Source organism: Pseudoalteromonas sp. JC28, assembly GCF_013319255.1.
GTDB lineage: Bacteria > Pseudomonadota > Gammaproteobacteria > Enterobacterales > Alteromonadaceae > Pseudoalteromonas.
Genome location: NZ_QOKX01000004.1, coordinates 273,784 through 288,346, shown reverse-complemented (window position 1 = coordinate 288,346; position 14,563 = coordinate 273,784). Strand labels below are relative to the sequence as shown.

11 protein-coding genes are annotated in these 14,563 nt (G+C 43.4%); 4 read left to right on the top strand and 7 right to left on the bottom strand.

Features of this window, described 5'->3' with window-relative positions; genetic code table 11:
* Positions 1–62: 62 nt before the first annotated feature.
* Entirely contained in the window at positions 63–605 is a 543-nt protein-coding gene (locus tag DS891_RS11120; RefSeq protein WP_174169827.1) for a GNAT family N-acetyltransferase, read from the top strand.
* A 51-nt stretch (positions 606–656) separates the two neighbouring features.
* On the opposite strand, the gene DS891_RS11115 is transcribed toward DS891_RS11120, so the two are convergent.
* From DS891_RS11115 to zntR, 3 genes are all read right to left on the bottom strand, one after another.
* Positions 657–1,751: a 1-acyl-sn-glycerol-3-phosphate acyltransferase gene (locus DS891_RS11115; protein ID WP_039493796.1), complete on the bottom strand. Its 1,095-nt coding sequence runs from the start codon at positions 1,749–1,751 to the stop codon at positions 657–659.
* A gap of 167 nt (positions 1,752–1,918) precedes the next feature.
* Positions 1,919–3,193: an SO_0444 family Cu/Zn efflux transporter gene (locus tag DS891_RS11110; protein WP_174169826.1), complete on the bottom strand. Its 1,275-nt coding sequence runs from the start codon at positions 3,191–3,193 to the stop codon at positions 1,919–1,921.
* A complete protein-coding gene (zntR, locus tag DS891_RS11105) occupies positions 3,186–3,593 on the bottom strand; it encodes a Zn(2+)-responsive transcriptional regulator (protein ID WP_174169825.1) in 408 nt (135 codons plus the stop codon). Before zntR ends, DS891_RS11110 begins: the two co-directional genes overlap by 8 nt.
* A gap of 91 nt (positions 3,594–3,684) precedes the next feature.
* On the opposite strand from zntR, the gene DS891_RS11100 reads away from it, so the two are divergent.
* Positions 3,685–4,632: a D-2-hydroxyacid dehydrogenase gene (locus tag DS891_RS11100; protein ID WP_174169824.1), complete on the top strand. Its 948-nt coding sequence runs from the start codon at positions 3,685–3,687 to the stop codon at positions 4,630–4,632.
* Positions 4,633–4,830: 198 nt separating this feature from the next.
* Positions 4,831–5,211: a DUF3192 domain-containing protein gene (locus tag DS891_RS11095; protein WP_010606064.1), complete on the top strand. Its 381-nt coding sequence runs from the start codon at positions 4,831–4,833 to the stop codon at positions 5,209–5,211.
* A gap of 68 nt (positions 5,212–5,279) precedes the next feature.
* On the opposite strand, the gene DS891_RS11090 is transcribed toward DS891_RS11095, so the two are convergent.
* From DS891_RS11090 to DS891_RS11075, 4 genes are all read right to left on the bottom strand, one after another.
* The gene (locus DS891_RS11090; protein ID WP_174169823.1) at positions 5,280–6,182 is read right to left on the bottom strand and encodes a diguanylate cyclase; all 903 of its coding nucleotides are present in this window, start codon (positions 6,180–6,182) and stop codon (positions 5,280–5,282) included.
* Positions 6,183–6,191: 9 nt separating this feature from the next.
* A complete protein-coding gene (locus DS891_RS11085; protein WP_368032193.1) occupies positions 6,192–9,833 on the bottom strand; it encodes a response regulator in 3,642 nt (1,213 codons plus the stop codon).
* A gap of 122 nt (positions 9,834–9,955) precedes the next feature.
* Positions 9,956–11,356, bottom strand: coding sequence for a PhoH family protein (locus DS891_RS11080; protein WP_174169821.1), 1,401 nt, complete (start codon positions 11,354–11,356; stop codon positions 9,956–9,958).
* Positions 11,357–11,514: 158 nt separating this feature from the next.
* Entirely contained in the window at positions 11,515–11,652 is a 138-nt protein-coding gene (locus DS891_RS11075; protein WP_227386905.1) for a hypothetical protein, read from the bottom strand.
* Between DS891_RS11075 and rapA the strand changes: the two genes are divergently transcribed.
* Positions 11,651–14,548 (top strand): RNA polymerase-associated protein RapA, encoded by a 2,898-nt coding sequence (rapA, locus tag DS891_RS11070; protein ID WP_174169820.1) that lies wholly within the window; start codon positions 11,651–11,653, stop codon positions 14,546–14,548. The two genes, DS891_RS11075 and rapA, sit on opposite strands and share 2 nt — an antisense overlap.
* The last annotated feature ends 15 nt before the right edge of the window (positions 14,549–14,563 follow it).

The window sequence follows — 14,563 nt, the reverse complement described above, 5'->3', positions numbered from 1 at the left end:
CTTTACTCATGACATAAGCTTTTGTACTCTAAAGTTTTATTGGGTTTCATTAGGAGTAAAAAATGCAAGTAAAGGATTCTGCAAGACTGAGTTATCGCCTACTCACCCCACAAGATGCACAGCTACTCGCCGATCTTGATAGCGATCCTGAAGTAATGAAATACATCACAGGCGGTCAGACTAACTCACTTGAAGAAGTAAAAGCCGTATATATTCCACGTTTAACCGAGTATACGGACGAGATCAAAGGTTGGGGGCTTTGGGGCTGTTTCGAGCTGCCAAACAAGGCATTTATTGGTTGGATTTTGGTTCGCCCTGCTAACTTCTTTTCAGAACAAAGAAACGATCAGGATTTAGAGCTCGGTTGGCGTTTTAAAAAAGTGTCTTGGGGCAAAGGGTTTGCAACAGAGGCCGCACAACATCTTATTCCAGACCTAATAGCAGTAAATCCTACTTTGACACACTTGAGCGCTATCGCTGAAGAAGAGAACCTTGGCTCCATCAATATTATGAAAAAACTTGGGATGAGCTATGTGAAAAAAGGGCTTCACAAAGATATTTTAGGAGATATGGAAGTCGTTTATTATCATAAAGTTCTTAATTAACCGAACAAAAGCGCAACCACTTAACACCACGGTTGCGCATGCTCACTACTATTAAATGCCTTTGCGACGCAGTGGTTCGGCATACATGCTCAACACCAATTGCTTCAGCTCTTCCGGTACAGACTCTAGTTTAGAGATAAAGTCCTCTTTATCTTCTGGACTCACTTGCGCATCATCGCCTGCTGCTAGATGATTGGTTGAATGCAGATAGTATAAATCTAAAATCTGTTTATCAATGACATTCGCCAGCTCATCTGGGTTTTCAACATCCGCAGTGATAGGGTCGCCAAATGCGATATGCACATGGCCTTTATCTGAACTAAAGCCCTCGACAATGCTAGCAATGTCTTCGCCTTGTGCTTTCACATATTGGCCAAACTGCTTTTTATGGTATAGCTCTTTAGCCTTAGCAACCGCACATGGCTCATATTGATAGGAGATAGCAACGGGCACAATTCTGAGCTGCTTTACATAATCTGAAAAATCTAGCTTCTGTTTGCGACCATTGAGCTGTAGCATTTTTAACAGTGCCGGATCGGTTTGATCCACCCCATCCTTCGCACGCCCCTCTTTTTGCGCAATCCAAATGGAGTTACCTTCACTTAATGAGTCAGAAATATAGGCTGAAAGCTGGGTTAATGCTTTTAGCATTTCTTTCGGCGCCTTTGCCGAACGTTTTACAATAAAACTCTTATTAAGACGCATAAGCTCAGTGATATAAGGTACTTGCAGTAAGTTATCACCAATAGCGATACGCACCGTACGCATATCTTGCTGATGCAAACCCCAGTTAACAAGTGCAGGGTCTAATACGATGTCACGGTGATTTGAAATAAATAAATACGAGGTATTCGAGTCTAATGTTTCAAGGCCAGAATAAGTCACTTTAGACGTCGTTTTATTGATTAAAATTTGCAGATAGTACGCCACTTCATCTTGTACTTGTTCAATCGTACAAAAATCTCCCCACTTCTTTTTTAGTTTCATTCTTACGAGTGGGCGTGCAATTGCTGGCCAAGCATTTAACCAAGCTGGCAGGTTATATTTGGCGATCACATCAATGAATTGATCATCACCTAGTAGACGTGCCAGTGCTGGCACTACTTCATCATCATTATACGGTCTAATGTCAGCGTATTTATCCACTCTACTTCTCAAATTGTCGGATTAACGAATACTGGAACGCATTCTATCGTGTCAAATAAACAGACGCTAAGCATTTCATGTCTGACCACCAAGGCGATATACCAAGTTGGAACATTAAATGCTTAAGCGTCATGCAATTGTAATACGGTAAAAAGTACCACAATAGTTTATCTTCTAACAACTTTACCTAATTTGAGTATAGCTAATCTTAGTAAGAGTGCTGCTAATAATGCGCCCATCGATACTGTTAACCAATGTGGTAGCACTTCGTGTTCTTCACCTATCATCGGCGTTACAACAAAACCATAAGTATTGACTAAGTAATCAGTTAAATAGCCAAAGATAAGTGCAACCCCGATGACACCGCCCAAGTAGGCAAACACGGCACGACGCCCTAACTCTTTACCAACTACCCCAATTGTGGCGATGTTAGTTGCAGGGCCTGCGAGCATAAACACCAATACTGCACCGGGTGACACACCTGCCATTAATAAACCCGCAGCGATTGGAGTTGAAGCGGTCGCACAAATATACATTGGGATACTGATAAGAATAACCACTAGCATGGCGATAATACCGTCGCCCCACTGAGATAAGAAAGACTCAGGCACAAAGGTTTGCACTAACGCTGCAAAGAATAAACCGATAAGTAGCCAAACTGCGGTGTCGGACAGTAATTGATTACAGCTGAACTTAACAGCTTCCATAATTTTGCCAAAAGCCCCTTGATTTTTAGGCTTAGGAGCTGGCTCACAACAGCTTGTCGTGGCTGATGAAGCATCGCAACAACTGGTTACGGTAGGCTCCGTAGTATCACAACAAGACATATTCGTCCCTACCATTGCTAATTGCGGGCTTGCAGGCGCACAGCAGCTTGAGCTTACTTTTGCGGTTTCCACTTTAGCGCTGGCGCAACAGCTATCATGGCTGTGATGCTTTTCAGCAGGCTTTGGCTCTGAGTGATGATTAGCGTCACAACAACCGCTAGTCGCGCTTGGTTCCTCTGAGGTATTAAGGTGCTTTAGTGGCACAGGCTTATCATCTTTCTCACTGCCAACGAGTAACCCAGCCGCAATTGCGCTAACCACAGCCGCAATTGGCCTAATTATCGCCATAAAAGGACCAAGTAGTACATAAGAAACTGAGATAGAGTCCACTCCAGTTTCAGGCGTTGAGACTAAAAATGCGGTTGTCGCACTTTTCGAGCCCCCCGCTCTTCTCAGTCCCACCGCAGCAGGAATAACGCCGCAAGAGCACAGTGGCATAGGCGCCCCAATCAGCGCAGCCTTTATCGTTGTCCAAAATCCTTCTTTTCCTAAGTGCTTTTGCAACAAATCTTTTGGAATAAATACATTAAGTAACCCAGCCAATATTAGGCCAAGCAGTAACCACGGGGCAGATACTAAAAATAGCTGCCAAAAATTTACTATCAGTTCATTCATCGATAGCCTCCAAGGCCGTTAAAATCGAGCAGCTCACTGCCGCTTCCTTACCGCCGCAGCATTGCTCTGCTAGCGTCGATAACGATTGTTCAAATTTTTGTAACTCAGCGATCCGCGCTCTCACTAAATCCCGTTTAGTGATAGTCAGCGCTTTCACTTCTTCACAACTGTGCTGATACTTTTCAAACTTTATCTTTAGCAAGTCTTGCACTTCTTTGAGGCTAAACCCTACTTCCTTCGCGCGAAGAATAAAGCGCATTTGCTTTTCACTTTGCTCATCAAACAACCGATACCCACCCTCGCTCCTTGTGCAAGGGTGTAGAAGATCGTTTGCTTCATAATACCTTAACGTGTCAGTTGATACGTTAAGCCGCTTTGCCAGCTCACCAATCTTTACCACTTTACACTCCCAAGTCCTGAAGATTATCCTAGTCGACATCACAAGTATAAACCTTAGAGTTAACTCCAAAGTCAAGAAAAGGATAAAAATAATGCAAATCGTGGTATTAGACGCTAAAACCCTTGCAGGAACCGATCTTTCCCCCATTGCCAAACTAGGCACATTAACGTCTTACGACACCACACCCAGTGAGGACATCATCACACGCTGTAAAGATGCAGCAGTCATCATCACCAATAAAGTACAGTTAACTGAACAAACAATCGCGGCGTTACCGCAATTACGCCTGATTTGTGTTGCGGCCACAGGCGTCAACAACATCGATTTGGCAGCCGCAAAAGCCCATCAAATTGCGGTGGCTAATGTGGCTGGTTATTCGACCCCTTCTGTCGTGCAGCACACCTTTACTATGCTTGGTAACTTAATGACAAATATTCATCGTTACCAGCAAGACTGCCGTGCAGGGCTTTGGCAGCAAAGTGATATGTTTTGTCGCTTGGACTACAGCATCAACGAAATTGCAGGCAAAAACTTTGTGATCGTAGGCTATGGAACGTTAGGAGAAGCCGTTGCAAAAGTCGCACAAGCATTTGGAGCTCAGGTAATTGTTGCCGAACGTAGGGGCGTAACTGAGGTTAGAGCAGGACGAATGGCTTTTGAAGAAGCACTGCAGATTGCGGATATTGTATCGATTCACTGCCCGCTTACCGCTGAAACAGAAAACCTGATTTCGAGAGCTGAATTCGCTCTACTTCCAAATCATGCTTATCTTATCAACACCGCGAGAGGCGGAATAGTCAATGAGCAAGCGCTGGTGGATGCGCTAACTAACAAGCAAATAGCTGGTGCTGCTGTGGATGTCCTCACTCAAGAGCCGGCCCAAGCAAGCAACCCACTTGTTCAATACCAAGGGGAAAACTTGCTTTTAACACCGCATACGGCATGGGCAAGTAAAGAAGCCATCGAACGTTTAGTCGGCGAAATTGCCATTAATATTGAAAGTTTTGTGGCAGGCACAACGAGAAACCGAGTGGTCTAGATTATTGTTTTAGTGAGTGATATCGCTAAAAGTTAGTGAAAACCATCAACCACAAACTGATTAAAAAACAACAACAAACTGATATTTATAAACTTTATTAGTTGGCAAAGAGTTTGCAACTCTTGTGATAATTCAAGCAAAAAATAAATGGCTGTTTGCATTACTTGCTCAGCAACAAAATTAAAAAGGAAAACAACAATGAAAAAATTAATGTTAGTGGCTGCGCTTAGCTCTACTCTATTATCAGGCTGTATCGTTGCTGTATCCGACGGTGAAGTAGAACACGGTTGGGCTTCTGAATACAACTCGTCTAACTGGGAACATAAACAGCGTAAAAATCGTGAAAAGATTGCTAACCTTGAAATGGGCGCGTCTTACTCATCAGTAAAAGACATGTTTGCAACTCCTGACTTTAGCGAGTTGGTGTCAAAAGACGGCGACAACTATCAAGTGCTGTACTATGCAACCAACAGCAAACACTCAGACGGCAAAGTAACAAAAGATGAGTGCACGCCATTGGTATTCAAAAACAACCAACTGGTTGGCTTTGGCGACAACGCACTAAAGCAAATTCAGTAAGACTTTATCGCACCAAGGATGGTGAATAATGCGGATATGCTTTAGCCCCCGCATATGGCTTTAGATATTTATAACACTTTAATAAAAACCGTACTTTGCTGTTTTTGTGCAACGGCAAGTGCGCTATCGGCCATTTTTATCAGCTCACTAAGCTCACTACTACAGTGATTTTCAATATGAACTGCACCAATGCTAACGCTCACATGCGCACATATCGGTGAAGCAATATGGGGGATTTTTAACGCATTAACCGAGTCGTGCAGCGCTTCTGCTATCTCATTAATTACGTCGATATTATGCTGAGTTAGTACCAACGCAAAACGAGTACCATCAAAACGGCCAATAAATAAAGAACGTCGGGTAGCGCCTTCTTCTAGCGCTTTGGCGACCTTAAATAAACAATCATCACCGTGCATGTAGCCATAATGCTCATTAAACGTTTTAAAATAGTCCACCTCAACCAGCATAACGGTAAACGCACTGCCATCAGCTTTTGCGCTTTCTAATGCTGATTTCATCGCTTCATCTAGATATCTACGATTGGGCAACTCCGTTAAACCATCGATAGAGGCTAGCTTTTCTAGCAGGTCATTTTTCTTTTTTATTGCTAAATGGTTTTTGATTCTGGCTTTTACAATCAAAGGGTTAAAGGGTTTAGTAATATAATCCACAGCCCCTAACTCCAAACCTCGTGCTTCATCTTTAAAGCTCACACTACCAGAGATCACGACAACGGGAATACCGTAAGTGCTCGCATCCTTTTTTAGGCACTCTAAAACAGAAAATCCAGCGCCGTCAGCCATTAACACATCTAAAATAATAAGGTCTGGTTTACTTGCTTTTAGTTCATCAATACATAACTTAGTGTCTGTGCTATGGGATAACCGATGGCCGTCACCTAATGTATTGCTTAGGACCATCTTATTTATTGGGTCATCATCAATAATAAAAATGTGCTCAGCTTGCTGCATCTTATGACGCTACCTTTTTAGCTCGATAAAGCACACCACCTGTGAAAGTGCATTTGTTAACACATCCAAGTCAGTGCGATTTGTTATTGTTGTGATCGTTTTGCTTTGCGTTTCAAGGTCTTTTGCAACTTTCGCTAGTCGCTTAAAGCCCAGACCTGCAGCAGCGCCCTTAATTCCGTGTGCTAACTCAAATAATGCTGAACCTTGCTCTATTTCAGCAACCTGTTCTAGGTAATCATGGCAAAGTTTAGCAAATTTATCTAACATTGTTTGCAAAAACGTTTCATTTTGCATCATTTGTGATAAAGCAAACTCATAATCAAAAAAGGCTTCTTCTGTTTTATCTGACTGGAAAATATTACTTGCCAATGCCTTGCACGCCTGTGTGCTATTGATCGGCTTTACCAAATAATCATTCATGCCAACGGCTGTGGCTTTCGCCCGCTCTTCTTTACTTGCATTGGCGGTCAAGGCGATAACGGGCAGCTCAGTTTCAGACCATACGGCTCTGATCTGCTTGGTCGCTTGATAGCCATCAATGTTTGGCATATGGATATCCATCAGGATGATATCTGGTTGCAGTGAGCGGCAAACTTCCTCAATATGTTCCGCGCTTTGTAGCCCTACGGTAGAAATACCATTCTGCTTCAACATATTTTCAGTAATATCCAAATTTAAGTTGTTATCGTCGACCACCAAGCAAAGCGCACCAGCAACTTGCATACACACGTTGTCGACGGTTTGCGTCATATGGGCAAACTCAGCAAGCCAAGTATAAGCTGATTGGTAAAACACACTTTGATTAAGCGCAATATGGTTACTTTGCTCAGGGAATACCCCTTCACAATGTAGTAGTAATGCGGTATTTTCTGGTAGCGCATAAGTGGGGTCAAGCGAGGTTTCCGGCGGAATAACAACAATAGACTTGTCGAGCTGAGCATGCATCGCGTGCAATCGCTCAACAGATAAAGATTCCGCAAGACCAGCAAAATAGCTTGGTAAGCTATGTGCTTCGGTGGTGAGACAGTAAACTTCTTTGTGACTATCCACAACTGGACAAGCGCCTTTATCTAGCACCAATTCAAAGAAAAAGCAGCTTCCTTCGTTCGGGGTTGAGTTAACCGCAATATCGCCACCTAAGAGTGCAACTTCTTGCTTCACAATCGCAAGCCCCAAACCAATGCCTTCGTGACGACGTGTGAAGCTTTCATCACCTTGGGTAAATGCATCAAAAAGGTGTTCAATTTCTTGCGATTTGATCCCAACTCCAGTGTCCCAAACAGCAAACTTTATGGTTTGTTTTGCAGCTCTATCATTAACTAACGCCACCTTCAAACCAACCTTCCCTTGATTGGTATACTTTACCGCATTGCCAAGCAGGTTTACCAAGATTTGCTTTACCTTATCTTCATCACTGTACAGGTAAGGCCAAACTTGAGGGGCGACTTGTAACTCAAATTCCAAACCTTTTTGTATACATAAAGGCTTAATTAGTGATTCTATCGTGGTAAATACATGACAGGTTTGAAATGTCTCGTATTGAATTGTACCTTGGTGGCTTTCAACTTTGGCAAACTCTAAAATACTGTTGAGCATGGTAAGCAGCTCATTTGCAGCCCCAGAAAGCTGCTGCAGTTTTTTATTTTGAACTCGAGTCAGCGTCTCACTTTTGATCATATCCGCCAGACCTAATATGGCATTTATCGGCGTTCTAATTTCATGGCTGATATTCGCGATAAAGCGACTTTTGGCAAGCGTTGCGCGCTCAGCATCTTGCTTCGCTAACAACAAACCGGTTATATTTTGAATATGGATAACGTAATACTTAGGGCGCTTATTTTTATCCCAAACTAACGAAATACTCAATTGTAACCAGCGGTGCTTACCCGACTGTGAAATCAAGTGTTCAACGACTTTCTTTTGCTCTTTTAATAGCCCAGCTAAGACAGGCTTTAGCTCTTGCCAGTTTTGTTCGTCAAACAAGCGTTCCAGCTGCTTTTCTCCCGTATTCTTATCAAGTGACAAGTAACGTTTGGCAGCCTTGTTCATCTCCAAAATTTTACCGCTGATCGCAGCCAAAATGACGCCATTAGGTGCAAACTCAGTCGCAGCCCTAAAGTTTTCTTCAGAGTCTCTTAGGGCATTATATGCCTCTTGTGCGGCAGTAATATCTCTCGCAACCCCCAAACAACCGATGAGCTTTCCAGTTTCTGATTTTAATGGCGTGATTGTCAAAAAGTAGGTATTTGCTCCAAGGACAAAGTTCGTTGCCACTTGTTCTTGCGAGCGCTCCATCGCCACTTCTTGTTCAAGTAATATGGTTAATCCAGATGTCACTTCAGGTTGTGTTTTCGCAACCAAATCCGACTTATCAACCCCCATAAACTCTTCAAACGCGCGATTACAGCCTATGAATGAACCGTCGATATTTTTGAAATAGATAATATCGGGCACAGAGTCAAGCACTGCATTTAGCAAAGCAGCTTGACGCTCTTTTGCCTCAAAGCTTTGCTTTAATGCCTGTTGTTTACGCTTAATTTCGTCGTCTAGTTCTTGATTATGTTGCTTAAGGGCATGCATTAAGCGCGATTTTTGCTCCACCACCTGTTTGATTTGTATAAACCAAGGTTGCCATTCTGAGGGGATAGGATAGTTTAAAGTGGCTTGTGGTGTATGCTCTTGCAAAGATAGATAATTCACAAAATGCTTTAGAGGTCGGACAAATACTTGTCCGCTTAACCATACAATAGTCACAAAGGTAAAAAGAATAAAAAACAGTAATAGTGCAAGTTCGAGCAAGATCTCCCGCTGTAGCGGAGCGGCAAACTGCTCATAGCTTTCATGATAGTTTAAACTAATAGGCTCTTTGGCGGGTTTTGCAATAAAGTGCAGTCCGTACTGCCAAGGTGCTGATGAGTTTACAAGCCCATCGTGGTCGTGATCATAGCGTTCCCCCGCGATAATCTCATCACTTTGGTTTTTAAATTCCATCGTACCGTCTAAGGAGCCGATGTTTAACAACCACCTATCAATAATATCGCTATCATAGATCATCAATACATGAGCGTTATCCACCGTTGATAGTTTCTTGCCGAGCGCAAACATTTGTCTATCGAAAAACTTCACGGGTGGACCAACGACTATATTGCCCAAGCTAAAGTCGGGTTCGAACTTACCTTGAACTAGCCGCGTGATAAAATGGCTACTTGAGGCTTCTCGACGCTTAACATACGCAAAGCCGTCATCTTCTATGTATGCGACCGCATACAATCCACCTTGCAACGCGAGCGCAGCATCAAAAGCGGTATTAAGCGACAATACGGTTTGCCATCGTTTAGTTGCAAAAAGCGCTTCACTGACTTGCCCACGACCAACAATCTCTCCACCATTGTTTGGTAACGCATGATAATAATGTTCAGGGTGTTGCTCTATATCTTCTAACCACTCTGGTGGCTTTTGAAAAGAAATGGGCTGCGCTAGGTTAACGGCGATACTATCAAGAACGACATGTGCAGCATAAAACTCTTGTTTCAGCTGCTGAGAAACATATTCATACTGACCAAAACGTACTTTGTACTGGCGTTCGAGTTTAATTTGATAGAGATGGTAAGCTAAGACGAGGACAAGTAGGATGGGTATTATTACCGCCACTAAAATTCCCTTTCGGTAACTTTTTAGTGGTAAAAATTCTTTTGTCGCATCCATTTACTGGCTCGTTCCCGTTTGCACACAGTGTTAGCAAAAGAGTAACGAGCCAGTCGGCTCAAGGCAAGTTATAAATTTTCTTCAGCAAAACTTGCCAAGCGGCTTCGTACTACACCGTTTAAGTTAATGGTAGCGCTACCTTCAAAGTCTTTAAAGCGCTCGACAATATAGGTTAACCCTGATGTCACAGGGGTGAGATAATTACTATCAATTTGGGCGAGGTTTCCCGTACAAATCAATTTAGTCCCTTCACCGCAGCGAGTGATGATGGTTTTTAACTGTGATGCCGTTAAGTTTTGGCTCTCATCTAAAATAACGACCGCATTTTGAATACTTCGGCCACGCATAAAATTCACCGATTTGAACTGAATGTTCGCCTTTTCCATAATGTAGTTACGGCTAGTCACGGGGCTTTCATCGTGTTTGTGGAGCACTTCTAAGGTATCTGTGATGGCCGCAAGCCAAGGGGCCATTTTCTCTTCTTCCGTACCCGGTAAAAAGCCGATGCTCTCCGCAATTTCAGGCGTATTTCGCGTCACAATTACCTTATCGTAAATCCCTTTTTCGATGATCATTTCAAGCGCACTGGCAAGCGCCAATAAGGTTTTTCCGCACCCCGCAGGTCCTGTTAGTATCACCAGTTCAATGTCAGTATCAAGTAATGCATCCAGCGCCATACCTTGGTTGATATTCTTCGGTTTCACTCCCCATGCTTGACGGTGCATCAAACGTTCAACGCCTAAGTCTTTTAATCGAATGTGCTCAGAGTCGTAACCCACAACCCGAGCCGCGAAGTGATTAGTATTGTCTATCAGATACTCATTACAGAACACATCAGGTACGAGTGATTTTGGCACATCATGAACCGTGTATCGCCCTTCCTGCTGCGTTTGACACTCACCAACATTTTGCCAAAAATCACCTTCAACCTTTTTAAAACCACTGGTTAACAGCGCAATGTCGTCAATCAGCTGGTCGGTACGATAGTCTTCAACATACTTGAGTCCAGCGCCTTTCGCTTTCAGTCTCATATTGATGTCTTTGGTAACCAGCACCACTTTTTTGTCGCTGTACTGAGTTTGCAAATGTACCGCACAATTAATAATGCGGTGATCATTTTCGTTGCCGGGTAACCCGGAGATGGAATCAGGAAACAGGTGATCGTTTACAATAATCAACTTACCTGAACAAGGCGTTCGGTGACTTTCTATCCTCAATGTTGGTAGCGCTACCCCCTCTAGCATTTGCTCTGGTGTTGCATCGCGAAGCACATCATCTAACCCACGAATGGCAACTCTTGCGTCTCGGCTCACGTCACTCTTTCGATCTTTAATGTGATCGAGCTCTTCAAGGACAGTCATGGGAATCACAACATCGTGTTCTTGGAAGGAAAGGTAAGCGAGTGGTTCATGGAGAAGTACGTTGGTATCGAGCACGTACACTTTATGGTCTTTGTCTTGTTTTACCATAGCGCATTCCTGTTGTTTACAGATTATTATGCTATACCCAATACACAACACTGCGGTTAATTATGTTCTGGGTATAGTTCAAGTTTAGTCTATTTGTCGCAAAAGTCGCTTTTATGACAGTAGAAAATCCAACTTGCATATTTATAAAAAACAACTAGTTAGCGATTGCCATGCCAACTAAATAGAAAAGGCGTCAGTGCCTGATAAATAAAGGCTTGAGTCACTGTTGTGTATTGAACAAACCGACATGAATAGGTAACATAGCCGCCTTTTTTCTGCATAGACGAGATAACCATGAATTTTTCCTTAGGTCAGCGCTGGATCAGTGATACGGAATCAGATTTGGGATTAGGTACAATAGTGGCACTTGAGGGGCGTCAAGTGACTATTTTATTTCCCGCTAGCGGAGAAAACCGTGTTTACTCAGTACAGGAAGCGCCTGTAACTCGAGTTGTATTCAACCCAGGCGATGTGATCCGCCATGTTGAAGAGTGGGAACTACGTGTTGACAGCGTGGAAGAGCAAGATGGACTATTTTGCTATCATGGTACTCGAGTTGATAATGAAGAAGAGACTTCATTCAAAGAGACCTTTCTTGATCACTTCCTCAAATTCAATAAACCTCAAGATCGTCTATTTGCAGGCCAAATCGACCGTTTTGATCGCTACACACTGCGCTATCAAACTTGGCAACACCAGTTTGATAAAGAACAATCTCACCTTAAAGGATTGATAGGTCAGCGCGCTAGCCTGATTCCACACCAGCTCTATATTGCCGATGAAGTCGGTAAGCGCTTTGCACCTCGCGTACTTCTATCTGATGAAGTGGGCCTAGGTAAAACCATTGAAGCAGGCATGATTTTACACCAGCAAATTCTCTCTGGTCGTGCCAACCGCGTGTTGATTGTGGTTCCAGAAAACTTACAACACCAATGGTTAGTTGAGATGCTACGCCGCTTTAACCTACACTTCTCTATTTTTGACGAAGAGCGTTGTAGCGAAGCTTATGCAGATGCACCGAATGTATTCGAAACAGAACAACTAGTACTGGTTAGCCTAGAGTTTATTACCAAAAAGCGCCGCTGGTTTGAACAAGCCACACTCGCTGATTGGGATCTACTGATTGTTGATGAAGCACACCATCTGACGGTCACAAAGGAAAAGCCAAGCACTGAATATCAACGTATTGCTGAGCTTTCTCAGGACATTCCTGGACTTATCTTGTTGACTGCAACACCTGACCAACTGGGTCACCGCAGTCACTTTGCGCGTTTACAGCTACTCGATCCAGACCGCTTCTACGACTACGACGTGTTCGTTGAAGAAGAAAGTCATTATAAAGAAGTCGCAGAAGCCGCGAACAACTTACTGCAAGACAAAAAGTTAGATGCAAAAGAAGAACAAACACTTTGTACACTGCTAAAAGAAACCGATATTTCTGAGCTACTTGCAGAGGCACAAAGTGGCGATAGCGACGCCAAAGCTGAAATCTTGTCTATGTTACTAGACCGTCATGGTACTGGCCGTATTCTATTTAGAAATAGCCGCAGTGGCATTGATGGCTACCCAAGTCGTTTGCTACATCAATACCCAGTACCTTTACCAAAGCAATACAAAACAGCAATGTCGGTAATGGGTAACATTGGTGGTATTCAAAGTCCTGAATTTAACGCGATGCGTGCTTTGTTCCCTGAAAAAATCTTCCAAGAGTTTGAAGGTGAAGGAAGCAGCTGGGCGCAGTTTGACCCGCGCGTCGAGTGGTTGATTGCTAAATTAAAAGAGTTAAAGCACGAAAAAGTACTGCTTATTTGTGCCAAAGCGGAAACCGCAATTAGCCTTGAACAAGTATTACGTGAGCGCGAAGCGATTAAAGCGGCGGTGTTCCACGAAGGCATGTCTATCATCGAGCGCGACCGCGCAGCAGCGTTTTTTGCTGATGAATATGATAGCGCGCAAGTTTTGCTCTGCTCTGAAATTGGCTCTGAAGGTCGTAACTTCCAGTTCTCACATCATTTGGTGCTATTTGATCTACCGCTTAACCCTGACTTACTTGAGCAACGTATTGGTCGTCTTGACCGCATTGGTCAAAAGCACGACATCAATATTCACGTGCCTTACTTTGAAAGTACCGCACAAGAAGTATTACTACGTTGGTATCACGAGGGCTTAGATGCGTTTGAAACCACCAGCACCACGGGGCAAATGCTGTATAAGTCTTTCTCTGATGATTTGTTAGCGCTGATCGCTGAGCACAACTGTGACGAAGACGAATTAGATCCTCTATTGGAGCAAGCCGCAAAAGAAAACGCACAGCTGCGCACAAAGATGGAGCAAGGTCGAGACCGCCTACTTGAGCTTCACTCAAGTGGTCAAGGTAAAACAGATAATATCGTTGCTGAACTTGAAGCTCTTGATAACGACGTAATTTTGCCTGCGTTTATGATTAATGTGTTTGATACTTTTGGTGTTAACCAAGAAGACAAAGGCGAGAATACGATTATTCTCAAACCAACCGAGCACATGCTAAATCCTTCTTTCCCTTGTTTGAAAGACGATGGCATCACAGTGACTTTTGACCGTAACACCTCACTGTCACAAGAAGACGCGCATTTCATCAGCTGGGATCACCCCATGGTCAGCGGCGTAATGGATATGATCTGTAACGATGACTTTGGTTGTGCGTCGGTAGCACTGCTTAAAAACAACAAGTTACCTGTCGGTACTTTCTTTGTTGAAATGATCTTCGTTGCAGAAGCTTCTGCGCCTAAGTCTCTCCAGGTAGGCCGCTTTTTACCGCCAACACCAATTCGTGTTCTAATGGATAAAGGTGGCAATGACTTAGCCCAAAACGTGGCGTTTGATGCATTCAATCAACAGCTTTCTGCCGTTGGCAGACAAACCGGCAGTAAGCTAGTTAATGCGCTACAAAGTGCTATTCACCCGCTTATTACTCAAGCTGGCGATATTGCACAAGCTCAACTTGAAAGCATTCAAGCCAACGCGATGGATAAAATGCAAAAGCAATTAGGTGATGAGCAAGGTCGTTTACAAGCACTTAAGGCTATCAATCCGAACATCCGTGATGAAGAAGTTCAAGTATTTGATAAACAAAGGGCTGAGCTGAGCACACACATTGAAAAAGCGCAGCTTAAGTTGGATGCGATTCGTTTAATTGTGGTTGCAAACCAGTAAACCTCCTATACCGAA

Bases quoted from the DNA above. Each gene is read 5' to 3' on its own strand.
- DS891_RS11120 (WP_174169827.1), top strand. From the start codon at position 63: ATGCAAGTAAAGGATTCTGCAAGACTGAGTTATCGCCTACTCACCCCA.
- DS891_RS11110 (WP_174169826.1), bottom strand. From the start codon at position 3,193: ATGAATGAACTGATAGTAAATTTTTGGCAGCTATTTTTAGTATCTGCC.
- DS891_RS11100 (WP_174169824.1), top strand. From the start codon at position 3,685: ATGCAAATCGTGGTATTAGACGCTAAAACCCTTGCAGGAACCGATCTT.
- DS891_RS11095 (WP_010606064.1), top strand. From the start codon at position 4,831: ATGAAAAAATTAATGTTAGTGGCTGCGCTTAGCTCTACTCTATTATCA.
- DS891_RS11090 (WP_174169823.1), bottom strand. From the start codon at position 6,182: ATGCAGCAAGCTGAGCACATTTTTATTATTGATGATGACCCAATAAAT.
- DS891_RS11080 (WP_174169821.1), bottom strand. From the start codon at position 11,356: ATGGTAAAACAAGACAAAGACCATAAAGTGTACGTGCTCGATACCAAC.
- rapA (WP_174169820.1), top strand. From the start codon at position 11,651: ATGAATTTTTCCTTAGGTCAGCGCTGGATCAGTGATACGGAATCAGAT.
- DS891_RS11075 (WP_227386905.1), bottom strand. From the start codon at position 11,652: ATGGTTATCTCGTCTATGCAGAAAAAAGGCGGCTATGTTACCTATTCA.